We start from the raw sequence: 12,290 nt of genomic DNA, 5'->3' as shown, positions 1-12,290 counted from the left end.
CGGTGGACGTCGCTGGACCGGGGTTGGAGTCTACGCCCGTCCGGTTCTCCGGAACCGCGCGGAGCAGGCCGTCTGCGTCCCGGACGCCGCTGGTCGGCGGCCGGTCAGTCGGTGGCGCCGGAGGCGACGAGCAGGTCGACGAGCGCGTCGCGGGCGCCCGCCTGACCAGCGTCGCGCCGGTGCCGGGCCGCCGCGACCCGACCGATGTCGAGGGCGCTGGCCCCGTCGCTGGTGGTCGCGTTGACGTCGGCCCCGGCGGCCAGCAGCAGCCGCACGACCTCGGGCGCGTCGTCGCCCGGGCCGGCCGCGACCGCCTCGTGCAGCGCCGTCCGGCCGGTGTCGGGGTCCCGGCGGGCGACGGTGGCGCCGGCGTCGAGCAGGACGCGGACCAGGTCCGGGCGGCCCGCGGCGGCCGCCGCGGCCAGCGCGCCGCCGTCGGGGTCGGCGCCGCGGTCGAGCAGCAGACGCAGCGTGCCCGCCGCCCCGCCGGCGGCGGCGAGCGTCAGCAGGTCCCAGCCGCCGGCGGGATCGGTCAGCGGCGCCCCGGCGTCGAGCTCGGCGGCGAGCCGGCCGGTGTCGTCGAGGTAGGCGGCGGCCGCGGCGTCGACGGCCGCGCCGAGCCCGGTGAGGACCGGCACCAGCTGCGGGGCGTGCTCGACGGCGACGTGGAGCGGCGTGCGGCCGGACTCGGTGCGCGCGGCGAGGTCGGCGCCGGCCCCGACCAGCACCTCGACCACGTCCTCGCGGCCCTGCGCGACGGCCAGGTGCAGCGGCGTCCAGCCGGCGTCGCCGTCGTGCTCGACCGCGCCGGTCAGCAGCCGCGGCGCCTCGGTGACGGCGCTGCGGACGGCCTCGGCGTCGCCGTCGGCCACCAGCCGGCCCAGGCGCTGCACGGTCATGCGGGTGGTCATGCGAGGAGGACCTCTCGGTGCGGGGTCGGGGAGGCCGGCGCCGGCTAGCCGACGTCGCGGCGGACGGCGAGGAAGGTGCCGAGCAGGGCCGCCAGCAGACCGTAGCCGAGCAGCAGCAGGCCGCCCTGCCACCGCTCCAGCAGCTCGGGGGCCTGGAAGGTCGCCGTCAGCGCCTCCAGCGCACCGCCGGGCAGCCACTTGTAGGCGGGCGCCGTCGCCGGGACCGACCGGATGATCGGCTCGACGACGAACAGGTACACCAGCGCCCCGACGATCGCGCCCACCTGGTTGCGCAGCAGCGCGCCGACGCCCACGCCGATGACGGCGTAGACGACCAGCGCCAGCCCGCTGGAGGCCAGGACCCGCAGGTTGTCGCCCGACAGCGACGGGGCGGTCCCGCGCGCGCCGGCGTAGAGCGCGACGACGACGTAGTTCACCGCCAGGACCAGCAGCGCGAAGGGCACCGCCGCCAGCGCGTACGAGACCAGCTTGGCGACGACGACGCGCCCCCGGGCCGGGGTGGTCAGGAACGTCGGCGTCGCGGTCCGGTGCCGGTACTCCTGGGTCATCCCGATGATCCCGAGGATGAGGAAGAGCACGGTCACGTTCGCGGCCGTGGCCAGCGCGAGCTGCTCGTACTGCTCCGAGCCGACCGGGGGCAGCCCGGCCTCGGCGTCGCCGGCGAACGCGGTGAACAGGACGGCGAAGCCGGCGACCATCACGCACGACCCGAGCAGCAGGCCGATCCACACGCGCGTGGTGAACAGCTTGGTCCACTCGGCGCGCACCAGCGCGGTCATCGGGCGGCTCCCTCGGCGGTCACGGCGGTCGGGTCGGCGGCGTACTGCTCCTGGCCGGCGGTGAGCCGGAAGTAGAGGTCCTCGAGGCCGGTGGTCTCGGCGCGCAGCTCGTGCAGCTCCACCCCGGCGGCGAAGGCGCGGGCGCCGACGTCGGCGGTCGTCGTCCCGGTCACGGTGACCAGGCCGTCGTCGGAGCGGGTGGCGGCGATGCCCGCCCCGGTGAGGACGGCGGCCAGCCGGTCGGCCTCGGGGCTGCGGGCGAGCACGCTGCCGCCGGACGCCCCGGCGCGCAGCTCGGCGATCGAGCCCTGCCGCACCAGCCGGCCGGCGCCGACGATGACCACCCGGTCGGCGGTCTGCTCCACCTCGGCGAGCAGGTGGCTGGAGACGAGGATCGTGCGGCCCTCGTCGTGCGCCAGGTGCCGCAGGAACCCGCGCAGCCAGAGGATGCCCTCGGGGTCCAGCCCGTTGGCCGGCTCGTCGAGCACGAGCACCGACGGGTCGCCGAGCAGCGCCGTGGCCAGCGCGAGCCGCTGCCGCATGCCGAGGGAGTAGCCGCCGGCGCGGCGGCGCCCGGCGGCGGTCAGCCCGACCCGCTCGAGCACCTCGTCGGCGCGGGAGACCGGCAGCCCGGCGGCGCGGCAGTACACGCGCAGGTGGTCGCGGCCGGAGCGGGCGGGGTGGAACGCGGTCTCGAGGACGGCGCCGACGGTGCGCACCGGCTCGCGCAGGGCCGCGTAGGGGACGCCGTCGAAGGTCGCGGTGCCGGCGTCGGGCGTGACGAGCCCGAGCACCATCCGCAGCGTCGTCGTCTTGCCCGCGCCGTTGGGGCCGAGGAAGCCGGTCACCGAGCCCGGCTCCACGGTGAAGCCGAGGTCGGAGACGGCCCGCACGGAGCCGAAGGCCTTGCTCAGGCCGGACACCTCGACCCGCACCGGTCCCGGGCGTCCGGGGGTCGCGCTGGTCATGGTCCTCCTCGCCGTCGGGTCCCCGTGCGCTCGCCATCCTGGCCCACGCCGGGAACGCTGCCGAGGTCCCGGGGGGACGGCGCGCCGCCGGTCGCGCCCCGGCAACCCGCCGTCCACCAGCCGTTTCCCGGCAGCCCGATCGGGTGCCCGGCCCGTGACCGGCGGCACAGCGGCGCGGCGCGATCACTACAGTGCGCGCCGTGAGCGCGTATCGGACGGTCGTGGTCGGGACGGACGGCTCGGAGTCCTCGCTGCGCGCGGTGGCGCGGGCCGGTGCCCTCGCCGGCGCCTGCGGGGCGACCCTCGTCGTGGCCTGCGCCCACCTGCCCACCGAGGAGGACGACCGGGAGCTGTCCCGGGCCCGGGACGTGCTGGGGGACGAGGCCTACCAGGTGGTGGGCGCCAACCCCGCCGAGGAGACCGTGCGGCAGGCCGGCGAGGTGGCCCTGAAGGCCGGCGCCGGCGACGTGCGCACCGTCGCCGTCCTCGGGTCGCCGGTGGAGGCGCTGCTCGACGTCGTCCGGCGCGAGGACGCCGACCTGCTGGTGGTCGGCAACCGCGGGCTCAACGGCATCCGGGGCCGGCTGCTGGGTTCGGTGCCGGCCGACGCCACGCGCCGCGCGGCCTGCGACGTGCTCGTCGTCCACACGACGGGCTGACCCGGGGGCGGACGTGGACCCCGGATCCGGCCCGGACCGCGACGCCGTCCGGGCGGCGCTGGAGCGGCTGCTGCTCGGCGGCCCGCGCCGGCTGACCCGGCTGGAGGTGGCCGCGGCCGCGGGCATGCCGCCCGAGCGGACCCAGCGGCTGTGGCGGGCGCTGGGCTTCCCCGACGTCGCCGACGACGACCCCGCCTTCACCCTCGCCGACGTCGGGGCGCTGGGGACCCTGTCGGCGCTCATCGACTCTGGCTTCGTCGACCCCGACACCGAGGCCTCGATCGCCCGGGCCACCGGACAGGCGCTGTCGCGGCTGGCCGACTGGCAGACCGACCTGCTCGCCGACGTCCTCACCCGGCAGGCCCGCGAGCTCGGCCCGGAGGCCGTCGACCCGGTCGCCGCGGCCGACGTGCTGCTGCCGCTGCTGGCCCGCACCCAGGACTACGTCTGGCGCCGGCACCTGGCGGCCAACATCGACCGGGTGCTGGCGACCGGCGAGCCCGGCGACCGCCGCGAGCTCGCCGTCGGGTTCGCCGACCTGGTCGGCTACACCACCCGCTCCCGCGGCATGGCCGCCCGCGAGCTCGGCGCGATGGTCGAGGCGTTCGAGGCGACCGCGACCGAGGTCATCGCCCGCTCGCACGGCCGGGTGGTCAAGACCGTCGGCGACGGCGTCCTCTACACCGCCGCCTCCGCCGTCGACGCGGTGGAGATCGGGCTGACCCTGCCCGAGGCGTGGGACGCCCCCGACCGGCCGCAGCTGCGGGTCGGCGCCGCTTACGGCACGGTGCTCACCCGGCTCGGCGACGTCTACTCGCCGGTGGTCAACCTGGCCAGCCGGCTGACCTCGGTGGCCCGGCCCGGGACGGTGCTGGTCGACCGCGAGCTCGCCCGCCGGCTGCGCGGGCACCCGCGGTACCGGGTGCGGCCGCTGCGCCGGGTGTCGGTGCGCGGCTACGACCACCTCCGGCCGTGGCTGGTCCGCCGCCGGCCGGCGGGGGAGGAGGACAACGCGCTCGAGGCGATGCTCGACGAGATGGCCGACGAGGTGCTCGGCCGGGAGCACGACGAGGACCTGGACGAGGACCTGGACGAGGACCTCGACGAGGACCCCGACGAGGACGCCGACGGCGGGGCGGGGGACGGGAACGCGCGCGACGCCTGACCGGGCCGCGCGCTACCGTGGGCCCGTGCTGTGACCCCCGGAACGACGTCGACCCGACCGATCCGTCCTCCCGGGAGCACCTCCATGAGCGCCACCCTCGTCGCGCGCGGCCTGGCCGCCGGCCTCGGCGCGCGCGTCCTCTTCTCCGGCCTCGACCTCGTCGTCGCGCCCGGTGACGTCGTCGGCCTGGTCGGCGTCAACGGCGCCGGCAAGTCCACGCTGCTGCGCACGCTGGCCGGCGAGCTGCCCGCCGGCTCCGGCTCGGTCACGCTGAGCCCGCCGACGGCGACCGTCGGGCACCTGCCGCAGGAGCGCGACCGCCGCGAGGGCGAGACCGTCGCCGCCGCGCTGGCCCGCCGCACCGGCGTCACCGCCGCGCAGGCCGCCCTCGACGCCGCCACCGCCGACCTCGCCGAGGGCCGCCCCGGCGCCGACGACGCCTACGCCGAGGCGCTGGAGCGCTGGCTGGCCCTCGGCGGCGCCGACCTCGACGAGCGGCTCGAGCAGGTCCTCGCCGAGGTCGCCCCCGGCGTCGACCCGGACGCCGCGATGCCGGCGCTGTCCGGCGGCCAGGCGGCGCGGGTCGGGCTGGCCGCGCTGCTGCTGTCCCGCTACGACGTGCTGCTGCTCGACGAGCCGACCAACGACCTCGACCTGGCCGGGCTGGACCAGCTGGAGGCGTTCGTCACCGGCAACCGGTCCGGCATCGTCGTGGTCAGCCACGACCGCGAGTTCCTCAGCCGCACCGTCACCCGGGTCGTCGAGCTCGACCTCGCCCAGCAACTCGTCCGCGTGGTCGACGGCGGCTACGAGGCCTACCTCGCCGAGCGCGAGGTGGCCCGCCGGCACGCGCGCGAGGAGTACGAGGAGTACGCGGAGACCAGGGCCGAACTCGAGGCGCGGGCCCGCATGCAGCGCAACTGGCTGGCCAAGGGCGTCCGCGACGCGGTGAAGAAGCAGAAGGACCCCGACAAGTTCATCAAGGCACACAACCGGGCGACGGCGGAGAAGCAGGGGGCCAAGGCCAAGCAGACGGAGCGGCGGCTGGAGCGGCTGGAGGTGGTCGAGGAGCCGCGCAAGGAGTGGGAGCTGCGGATGACCATCGCCGCGGCGCCGCGCGCCGGGGCCGTCGTCGCCACCCTGCGCGACGCCGTGGTGCGCCGCGGGGACTTCACGCTCGGGCCGGTGGGCCTGCAGGTCGACTGGGGCGACCGGGTGGCGATCACCGGGCCCAACGGCGCGGGCAAGACGACGCTGCTCGGCGCGCTGCTGGGCCGGGTGCCGCTGGACTCCGGCGCCGCTTCGCTCGGCCCCGCGGTGCGGCTCGGCGAGGTCGACCAGGCCCGCGGGCTGTTCACCGGCGACCGGCGGCTGCTCGACGCCTTCGCCGCCAAGGTGCCCGACTGGCCGACCGCCGAGGTGCGCACCCTGCTGGCCAAGTTCGGCCTCACCGCCGAGCACGTCCTGCGCACCGCGGCCACCCTCTCGCCGGGGGAGCGCACCCGCGCGGCGCTGGCGCTGCTGCAGGCCCGCGGGGTGAACGTGCTCGTCCTCGACGAGCCGACCAACCACCTCGACCTGCCGGCGATCGAGCAGCTGGAGTCGGCGCTGGCCGCCTACCCGGGCACGCTGCTGCTGGTCACCCACGACCGCCGGATGCTCGAGGCGGTGGCCACCACCCGGCGGATCACCGTCGACGGCGGCCGGGTCAGCGAGAGCTGACCACGGCCGGGAGGTCACCGGCCCCGAGGGGCCCGGGGCGTCTCAGGCGCGGGCGCCGGTCCTCTCCGCGACGTCGGCCAGGGCCCGGGCCAGCGCGTCCGGGGCGGACAGCGGGGCGAAGTGCGCGGAGGGCAGGCGGACCAGCCGGTCGGCCCGCGCGGCCATCGCCTCCTGGGCCGGGACCGGGATGCTGCTGTCGGACTCCTGGGCGCACACCACGTACGTCGTCGGGTGACCGCGCTCGGGCGCGGTGCTCGGCGTCGCGTAGGCAGCGGCGGACTGCAGGACGAGCCGGTCACGGAGGGCGGTCGCCTGCTCCCGGGAGAGGTCGGCGCAGAGCGCCTCCCGGACCGTGTCGACGTCGCGGCTGACCGCCAGGGAGCCGTCGTCGCGCGGCTCGATCCAGGACGGGAGCGAGTCCTTGCCCGCGAGGTCCAGCAGTGACTGGCCGCGCTGCGGCCAGAAGGCGGCGACGTACACGCTGTGCCGCACCCGGGGGTCGTCGGCCAGCTCCGTGATGACCATGCCGCCGTAGGAGTGCGCGACCAGCACGACCGGCTCGTCGACGCCGGCGAGGACCTGGCGGACGTGGTCCACGTCGGAGCGGAGGTCACCCAGCGCGGCGGGATCGGTCCCGGCGCTGGGCATCTGGTCGACGACCGTCACCCGGTGGCCGAGGTGCTCCAGGCGGCGGGCGACGTCGTCCCACACCCAGCCACCGCCCCAGCCGCCGTGCACGAGGAGGTAGTGAGCCATCCCCGGAGGATGCGCCGGCCCGGACGACCGGGCCGCCTCCCCGGCCCGGGAGGCCGGGCCGGGGGCGTGCCGCCACCCGGGGTGTCCGAGCCCTGACCACCTGGGGCCGCCGGGCGGGCTGCGCGGGGCTCGACCGGGCCGCCCGGCGGCCCGGCGCGGACGGCGGGGCTCAGCTGAGGTCCTGGCCCAGCGCCTCGTCCAGGCCGACGGTGGCCATGCCGGCCCACGTGTCGTCGACGTGGTGGGCCAGCACCATGAGGTCGCGCAGGTGCCCCTCGCGGTCCCGGATGTGGTCGCGCAGCAGCGCCTCGCCGCTGAAGCCGAGGTCGGTGAACAGCGCCAGCGCCGCGCCCTGCTCGGCGACCACCTCCACGACCAGCTTCGCCAGCCCGTCGCCGACCGCCGTCACCAGCGCCTGCCGGGCGAGCTGCCGGCCCAGGCCCTCGCCGCGCCGGGTGGGGGAGACGACCAGCCGGACCTCCCCGACGTGCGAGGACCAGCCGGGCAGCGGGCGCACCGCGACGTACCCGGCGACCTCGTCCCCGTCCAGCGCCACGAACCGCCGTCCGCCCGCGGACCCGGACGCCCAGGAGCGGACGACGTCGGGGTCGGTGACCTCCTCCTCGATGAAGGTCAGGTCGCCCTCGGGCAGGCCCGCGAAGAAGCGCAGCAGCGCGTCGCAGTGCGCCGACTCCAGCTCGACGACCTCCACCGTCAGTCCTCCCCGATCTCGTCGCTGCGCTTCCGGAGGAAGCCGATGATCTCCGGCACCGTCGTCTTCGCCGCCGTCCGGCCGACGACCAGGCCCATGTGCCCCGCGTTGAGCCGCAGCTCGTGCTTGTCCTCCGAGCCGACCAGGTCGATCAGCGGTGCGGTCGCCTCCGGCGGGACGATGTGGTCGCGGTCGGCGCGCACGGTGAGGAACGGCAGCCGGATGTCGGACAGGTGCACCGGGTCCCCGGCGACGGTGAGCCGGTCGGTGACCATCCCGTTGTCGCGCACCAGCATCTGCACCGTCTCGCGGGCGGCCGCGCCGGGGAACGGGATGTGGTCGTCGGACCAGCCTGTCATCGCCTGGTAGGCCGCCACGTACTCGTCGTTCCAGAGCCGCTCCCACAGCGTCACGTACCGGGTGACCTCGGAGGTGGGGGTGAGGGTGCGGAACCCCTGGACGACGACCCGCGGCGGCACGTTGCCGTCCTCGTCGACCACGTCGTCGACGTCGAGGCCGCCGCGGAAGACCTCGGCCATCGGCCCCATCTCGGTGAAGTCGACGGGGGTGGCCAGCACGGTGAGGCTGCGGACCGGGGCGTCGGGGTGGTGGGCGGCGTAGAGCAGCGTCAGGTTGCCGCCGAAGCAGTAGCCGAACAGGTTGACCTCGTCGGCGCCGGACAGCTCGCGCACCCGCTCGACGGCGGCGGGGATGTAGTCGTCGACGTAGTCCTCGAGCCGGTTCTGCGCGTCCCGCGCGTCGGGCTCGCCCCAGTCGACCATGTAGACGTCGAACCCTGCGTCGAGCAGCTGCTCGACGAAGGAGTTCCCCGGCGTCAGGTCGAGGATGTAGCTGCGGCTGATCAGGCTGAACACGATCAGCAGCGGCGGCGAGTACCGGACCTTGTCGCTGCGGTAGTGCCACAGCTGGGTGCGGCCGCGCTCCCAGACGACGTCCTTCGGGGTGAGCCCGACGCCGGGCCGGTCGACGCCGGCGACGAGCTTGATGCCGTTACGCGCGCGGAGGGCGTTGCGCTCCACGTCGCGGCGGACGCGGTCGAGGACCGCCTGGGGACTGGGCACCGTCGGCATCGGGTTCCTCCGAGGTCGAGGGGGGCGGGACGTCCGCCGTCCGGGGACGGCGGCGCTCGTTCTCCAGTTGCACGGTCAGTCGCCGGACCTCGCGGTCGAGCGCGCCGACCTGGGCGCGCAGCCGGGCGAGGTCGGTGCCGGCGGGCAGGTTGACCAGGTGCCAGGCGCGCGCGGAGACGCCGCGGGCGGTGTCCTTCGCCAGCGTCTGCGCGCGGCGCAGCAGGCCCACCCCGACGGCGAAGTACGGCGTGCGCACCAGGTTCTCCGCGTGCGGGGTCACCCGCTTCTCGGCGGCGTCGTACGCCTGCCGCCACAGCGGGGGCCCCGGCGGTGTCGGTGACGACATCGAGTTCCTCCTCAGTGGGACCGGCTACGCGCCGGGCCTCCTACCCGCCCGCCCGGTGATCTACCGCACAGCGCCGTTACGGTCCGGGGACGAGATCAGCAGGGGAGAGGAGACACGGTGGCGGACAGGACGATCCTGGACATGTTCCGGCTCGACGGGAAGGTGGCGATCGTCACGGGGGCGTCGTCGGGGCTGGGCGTGGTGTTCGCCCGGGCGCTGGCGCAGGCCGGGGCGGACGTGGCGCTGGGCGCCCGCCGCGAGGACCGGATGGCCGCCACGAAGGAGGCGGTCGAGGCCGAGGGCCGGCGGGCGATCACCGTACGCACCGACGTCGCCCAGGTGGAGGACTGCCAGGCGCTGGTGGACGCCGCGATGGCCGAGTTCGGCCGGGTCGACGTCCTGGTCAACAACGCCGGCATCGGCACGGCGGTCCCGGCCACCCGGGAGAAGCCGGAGGAGTTCCGGGCGGTCATCGACGTCAACCTCAACGGCTGCTACTGGATGGCCCAGGCCTGCGGGCGGGTGATGAAGCCGGGCAGCTCGATCGTGAACATCTCCAGCATCCTGGGCCTGACCACCGCCGGGCTGCCGCAGGCCGCCTACGCGGCGAGCAAGGCCGGCCTGATCGGGCTGACCCGCGACCTCGCCCAGCAGTGGACCGGCCGCAAGGGCATCCGGGTCAACGCGCTGGCGCCGGGCTTCTTCGCCTCGGAGATGACCGACCAGTACCCCGAGGGCTACCTCGACCAGCAGATGGGCCGGGTGCTGGCCGGCCGTGCCGGCGACCCGATGGAGCTCGCGGCCGCGCTGGTCTTCCTGGTCAGCGACGCCGGCGGCTACGTCACCGGGACGACGATCCCGGTGGAGGGCGGCATGCTCACCAGCTGACCGGGTCCCCGGGGCCCCGCCTGCCGCGGCGGGGCCCCGGTCGCACTCAGCGGCCGTCCGCGCGCGCGGCGAGCTCGGTGATCCGGTCGACCAGCTGCGGCCACACCTCGCGCGGCAGGTCGTGGCCCATCCCGTCGACCACGAGCAGCTCGGCGCCGGGGATCGCGGCCGCCGTCGCCCGGCCGCCGGACACGTTGATCAACGCGTCGTGCTCGCCGTGGACGACGAGGGTGGGGACGGCGACCCGCGCGAGGTCGGCGGTGCGGTCGGGGCTGGCCAGGATCGCGGCGAGCTGGCGGGCGACGCCGGCCGGGTTGTACGCGCGGTCGAACGACAGCCCGGCCCGCTCCCGCAGCCCGTGCTCGTCGAACTCGAAGCCGGGGGAGCCGATGACCCGGTAGGTGTCCACTGCACGCTGCACGGCGCTCTCCCGGTCGGTGGCCGGCGGGGCGAGCAGGACGCCGATGGCGGCCTCGGCGGGCGCGCCGACGGCGGGGTCGCCCGTCGTCGACATGATCGAGGTGAGGCTGCGGACCCTCTCCGGGTGCCGGACGGCCAGCGACTGGGCGATCATCCCGCCCATCGAGGCGCCGACGACGTGGGCGCTGTCGATGTCCAGCGCGTCGAGGAGGGCGGCGGTGTCGTCGGCCATGTCGGCGAGGCGGTAGGGCACCTTCGAGTGGTCGCCGCCCATGACGGCGAGGACGTCGGGCGCCCCGGCGTCGTCGAGGTGGGTGGACAGGCCGATGTCCCGGTTGTCGAACCGGACGACGTACAGGCCGCGCTCGGCCAGCATCCGGCAGAACTCGTCGGGCCAGCCGATCATCTGCGTGGCCAGGCCCATGACCAGCAGCAGCGGCGGGTCCCCGGCCGAGCCGAAGGTCTCGTAGGCCAGGTCGACGTCGCCGGCGCGGGTGGTCCGCACCCCGGTGTGCTCCATGCCACGCACGCTAGCCCGGACGCGCGACCGCCCGGCACCGGACGGGACCGGTGCCGGGCGGCGCGGCGGGACGGCCCCGGTGGACGGCGGGCGACCGTCCACCGGGGCGGAGGGATCAGCGCTCGGTGACCTGCCGGCCGGGACGCGCCTCGGCCAGGACCTCCTGCAGCCGGGTGTAGGCCGGCTTGGGGGTGAACTCCTCGTCCATGACGGTCGCCTCGCCCTCGTTGGCGAAGAAGACCGGCACCCACGAGTACTTGTCGGTGAAGCCCCAGAGGGTGAAGGAGTTGCAGTCCTCGACGGCCAGGCAGGCCTCCAGCGTGCGGCCGTACCAGTCGGCCTGCTGCTCCAGCTGCGCGGCCGTGGGCTCGGTGCCGCGCGTGACCGGCATGCGGACGTCGAGCTCGGTGACGGCGGTCTCCAGGCCGAGGTCGTCGAACCGCTGCAGGTTCTCCTGGAGGGTCCCCGGGAAGGGGTACTGGAAGCTGAGGTGTGCCTGCACGGAGAAGCCGTGGACCGGGACGCCCTGGGCCAGCAGTTGCTGGACGAGCGCGTAGTAGGCGTTGCTCTTGGTGCCGATGTGCTCGACGGCGTAGTCGTTGAAGAACAGCTTGGCGTGCGGGTCGGCCTCGTGGGCCCAGCGGAAGGCGTCGGCGATGATCCCCGGGCCGAGCTCGCGGATCCAGATGTTGTCCTGGGTCCGGAGGTTCCCGGCGTCGTCGAAGATCTCGTTCGCGACGTCCCACTGCTGGATCTGGCCCTTGTAGCGGCCGACCACCGTCTGGATGTGCTCGCGCAGGATCTCGCGCAGCTCCTCGGCCGAGAAGTCGCCCTGCTCCAGCCAGGCCGGGTTCTGGCTGTGCCACAGCAGCGTGTGGCCGCGCACGACCTGGTTGTTCTGGCGGGCGAAGGCGACGATCTCGTCGGCCGGCCCGAAGTTCCAGCGGTCGCGCTCGGGGTGGATGAACTCCCACTTCATCTGGTTCTCGGGCGACAGCGAGCTGAACTCCTCGCCCAGGATCTCGGTGTACTCCGCGTCGTTCGGGAACGGCGCGGGGTAGCCCATCGTCTCGTGGTGGCCGCCACCGGCGACGGCGGTGCCGATCACGAGGTCCTGCGGCGCGAGGCGGCGCAGGCTGTCCTGCTTGTCGTAGCCCGGTGCGGTGGCGGTGCCCCCGCCCGCCGGCGCGGCCCAGGCCTGGGCGCCGGTGGACAGCAGGGCAGAGGCGGCGCACGTGGCGGCGGCCAGTCGGAGAACTCGCTTCACGGTGTCCCTCCAAGGACGTCCGGTGCGCGGGCACGGCCCTGTGGCCCGCGTCACTTCCGGAAGTT

The 12,290-nt window shown here is 75.6% G+C and carries 13 protein-coding genes; 4 read left to right on the top strand and 9 right to left on the bottom strand.

Annotation, left to right across the window (positions count from 1 at the left end):
• Window positions 1-104: 104 nt before the first annotated feature.
• Genes ACI79L_RS15610 through ACI79L_RS15600 form a run of 3 tightly spaced genes read right to left on the bottom strand, consistent with a single transcriptional unit; the run spans window position 105 to window position 2,679 of the window.
• Window positions 105-911 (bottom strand): ankyrin repeat domain-containing protein, encoded by an 807-nt coding sequence (locus ACI79L_RS15610; protein ID WP_456937675.1) that lies wholly within the window; start codon window positions 909-911, stop codon window positions 105-107.
• A 44-nt stretch (window positions 912-955) separates the two neighbouring features.
• The gene (locus tag ACI79L_RS15605) at window positions 956-1,711 is read right to left on the bottom strand and encodes an ABC transporter permease (RefSeq protein WP_456937674.1); all 756 of its coding nucleotides are present in this window, start codon (window positions 1,709-1,711) and stop codon (window positions 956-958) included.
• Window positions 1,708-2,679, bottom strand: coding sequence for an ABC transporter ATP-binding protein (locus ACI79L_RS15600; protein ID WP_456937673.1), 972 nt, complete (start codon window positions 2,677-2,679; stop codon window positions 1,708-1,710). Before ACI79L_RS15600 ends, ACI79L_RS15605 begins: the two co-directional genes overlap by 4 nt.
• A gap of 200 nt (window positions 2,680-2,879) precedes the next feature.
• Here ACI79L_RS15600 and ACI79L_RS15595 point away from each other — a divergent pair, with 200 nt between their 5' ends.
• From ACI79L_RS15595 to ACI79L_RS15585, 3 genes are all read left to right on the top strand, one after another.
• Window positions 2,880-3,338 (top strand): universal stress protein, encoded by a 459-nt coding sequence (locus ACI79L_RS15595; RefSeq protein ID WP_456937672.1) that lies wholly within the window; start codon window positions 2,880-2,882, stop codon window positions 3,336-3,338.
• Between the two features lie 13 nt (window positions 3,339-3,351).
• Entirely contained in the window at window positions 3,352-4,503 is a 1,152-nt protein-coding gene (locus tag ACI79L_RS15590) for an adenylate/guanylate cyclase domain-containing protein (protein ID WP_456937671.1), read from the top strand.
• An 84-nt stretch (window positions 4,504-4,587) separates the two neighbouring features.
• On the top strand, window positions 4,588-6,225 hold the full coding sequence (locus ACI79L_RS15585; protein WP_456937670.1) for an ABC-F family ATP-binding cassette domain-containing protein: 1,638 nt from the start codon (window positions 4,588-4,590) through the stop codon (window positions 6,223-6,225).
• 42 nt (window positions 6,226-6,267) lie between these two features.
• Here ACI79L_RS15585 and ACI79L_RS15580 read toward each other — a convergent pair whose 3' ends face one another.
• The 4 genes from ACI79L_RS15580 to ACI79L_RS15565 form a co-directional block, all read right to left on the bottom strand.
• Window positions 6,268-6,981, bottom strand: coding sequence for an alpha/beta fold hydrolase (locus ACI79L_RS15580; RefSeq protein WP_456937669.1), 714 nt, complete (start codon window positions 6,979-6,981; stop codon window positions 6,268-6,270).
• Between the two features lie 169 nt (window positions 6,982-7,150).
• Window positions 7,151-7,693, bottom strand: coding sequence for an N-acetyltransferase family protein (locus tag ACI79L_RS15575; RefSeq protein ID WP_456937668.1), 543 nt, complete (start codon window positions 7,691-7,693; stop codon window positions 7,151-7,153).
• Window positions 7,694-7,695: 2 nt separating this feature from the next.
• The gene (locus tag ACI79L_RS15570; protein WP_456937667.1) at window positions 7,696-8,784 is read right to left on the bottom strand and encodes an alpha/beta fold hydrolase; all 1,089 of its coding nucleotides are present in this window, start codon (window positions 8,782-8,784) and stop codon (window positions 7,696-7,698) included.
• Complete coding sequence (locus ACI79L_RS15565; protein ID WP_456929315.1) at window positions 8,705-9,130, bottom strand: hypothetical protein; 426 nt, start codon at window positions 9,128-9,130, stop codon at window positions 8,705-8,707. Before ACI79L_RS15565 ends, ACI79L_RS15570 begins: the two co-directional genes overlap by 80 nt.
• Before the next feature lie 117 nt (window positions 9,131-9,247).
• Between ACI79L_RS15565 and ACI79L_RS15560 the strand changes: the two genes are divergently transcribed.
• Window positions 9,248-10,018: an SDR family NAD(P)-dependent oxidoreductase gene (locus ACI79L_RS15560; RefSeq protein WP_456937666.1), complete on the top strand. Its 771-nt coding sequence runs from the start codon at window positions 9,248-9,250 to the stop codon at window positions 10,016-10,018.
• A gap of 46 nt (window positions 10,019-10,064) precedes the next feature.
• Here the strand turns inward: ACI79L_RS15560 and ACI79L_RS15555 are convergent, their stop codons facing one another.
• Window positions 10,065-10,958 carry an alpha/beta fold hydrolase gene (locus ACI79L_RS15555; protein ID WP_456937665.1) on the bottom strand — a complete coding sequence of 298 codons (894 nt, stop codon included), beginning with the start codon at window positions 10,956-10,958 and terminating at the stop codon, window positions 10,065-10,067.
• A gap of 115 nt (window positions 10,959-11,073) precedes the next feature.
• On the bottom strand, window positions 11,074-12,225 hold the full coding sequence (locus ACI79L_RS15550) for an endo-1,4-beta-xylanase (protein ID WP_456937664.1): 1,152 nt from the start codon (window positions 12,223-12,225) through the stop codon (window positions 11,074-11,076).
• Window positions 12,226-12,290 lie beyond the last annotated feature (65 nt).

The sequence above is a fragment of the Geodermatophilus sp. SYSU D00684 genome (genome assembly GCF_054050455.1).
This window is presented reverse-complemented; position numbering and strand designations above follow the sequence as displayed.

What these genes read in the sequence shown, in the direction of transcription:
- ACI79L_RS15610 (WP_456937675.1), bottom strand. Translation starts at nt 911, where the DNA reads ATGACCACCCGCATGACCGTGCAGCGCCTGGGCCGGCTGGTGGCCGAC.
- ACI79L_RS15605 (WP_456937674.1), bottom strand. Translation starts at nt 1,711, where the DNA reads ATGACCGCGCTGGTGCGCGCCGAGTGGACCAAGCTGTTCACCACGCGC.
- ACI79L_RS15600 (WP_456937673.1), bottom strand. Translation starts at nt 2,679, where the DNA reads ATGACCAGCGCGACCCCCGGACGCCCGGGACCGGTGCGGGTCGAGGTG.
- ACI79L_RS15585 (WP_456937670.1), top strand. Translation starts at nt 4,588, where the DNA reads ATGAGCGCCACCCTCGTCGCGCGCGGCCTGGCCGCCGGCCTCGGCGCG.
- ACI79L_RS15580 (WP_456937669.1), bottom strand. Translation starts at nt 6,981, where the DNA reads ATGGCTCACTACCTCCTCGTGCACGGCGGCTGGGGCGGTGGCTGGGTG.
- ACI79L_RS15570 (WP_456937667.1), bottom strand. Translation starts at nt 8,784, where the DNA reads ATGCCGACGGTGCCCAGTCCCCAGGCGGTCCTCGACCGCGTCCGCCGC.
- ACI79L_RS15565 (WP_456929315.1), bottom strand. Translation starts at nt 9,130, where the DNA reads ATGTCGTCACCGACACCGCCGGGGCCCCCGCTGTGGCGGCAGGCGTAC.
- ACI79L_RS15555 (WP_456937665.1), bottom strand. Translation starts at nt 10,958, where the DNA reads ATGGAGCACACCGGGGTGCGGACCACCCGCGCCGGCGACGTCGACCTG.